Origin of the sequence: Micromonospora sp. RTP1Z1 (genome assembly GCF_033804685.1) — a bacterium.
Lineage (GTDB): Bacteria > Actinomycetota > Actinomycetes > Mycobacteriales > Micromonosporaceae > Micromonospora.
The window spans coordinates 1-1049 of sequence record NZ_JAPFQV010000142.1 but is presented as its reverse complement, the minus strand read 5'-3'; the positions used below and the strand labels follow the sequence as shown (position 1 = coordinate 1049).

At 56.3% G+C, this 1049-nt stretch carries 2 rRNA genes; both read right to left on the bottom strand.

Annotated elements, in window-relative coordinates:
* Nucleotides 1-107, bottom strand: a 5S ribosomal RNA gene (rrf, locus tag SLP03_RS31415); the annotation flags it as partial.
* A gap of 84 nt (nt 108-191) precedes the next feature.
* A 23S ribosomal RNA gene (locus SLP03_RS31410) occupies nt 192-1049 on the bottom strand; the annotation flags it as partial.

Here is a 1049-nt window from a genome sequence, read left to right as displayed (position 1 = left end):
GTCCTACTCTCCCACACCCTCCCGAGTGCAGTACCATCGGCGCTGGAGGGCTTAGCTTCCGGGTTCGGAATGTTACCGGGCGTTTCCCCTCCGCCATGACCGCCGTAACTCTATCGACATGTCAAACAACACCACACACGTGGTCTGTTGTTCGTTTGTCGGGAGTTGCACAGTGGACGCGTAGCAGCTTAGTAGTCAAGTCCTCGGCCTATTAGTACCGGTCAACTGAACCCGTTACCGGGCTTACATTTCCGGCCTATCAACCCAGTCGTCTAGCTGGGGGCCTTACCCACCCGAAGGTGGTGGGATACCTCATCTTGAAGCAGGCTTCCCGCTTAGATGCTTTCAGCGGTTATCCCTTCCGAACGTAGCTAACCAGCCGTGCCCCTGGCGGGACAACTGGCACACCAGAGGTTCGTCCGTCCCGGTCCTCTCGTACTAGGGACAGCCCTTCTCAAGTATCCTACGCGCACGGCGGATAGGGACCGAACTGTCTCACGACGTTCTAAACCCAGCTCGCGTACCGCTTTAATGGGCGAACAGCCCAACCCTTGGGACCTGCTACAGCCCCAGGATGCGACGAGCCGACATCGAGGTGCCAAACCATCCCGTCGATATGGACTCTTGGGGAAGATCAGCCTGTTATCCCCGGGGTACCTTTTATCCGTTGAGCGACACCGCTTCCACATGCCAGTGCCGGATCACTAGTCCCGACTTTCGTCCCTGCTCGACCTGTCAGTCTCACAGTCAAGCTCCCTTGTGCACTTGCACTCAACACCTGATTGCCAACCAGGCTGAGGGAACCTTTGGGCGCCTCCGTTACCTTTTAGGAGGCAACCGCCCCAGTTAAACTACCCACCAGACACTGTCCCTGAACCGGATAACGGTCCGAAGTTAGATACCCAAATCAACCAGAGTGGTATTTCAAGATTGCCTCCACCCATACTGGCGTATGGACTTCACCGGCTCCCACCTATCCTACACAAGCTAATTCAAATACCAATGTCAAGCTATAGTAAAGGTCCCGGGGTCTTTCCGTCCTGCCGCGC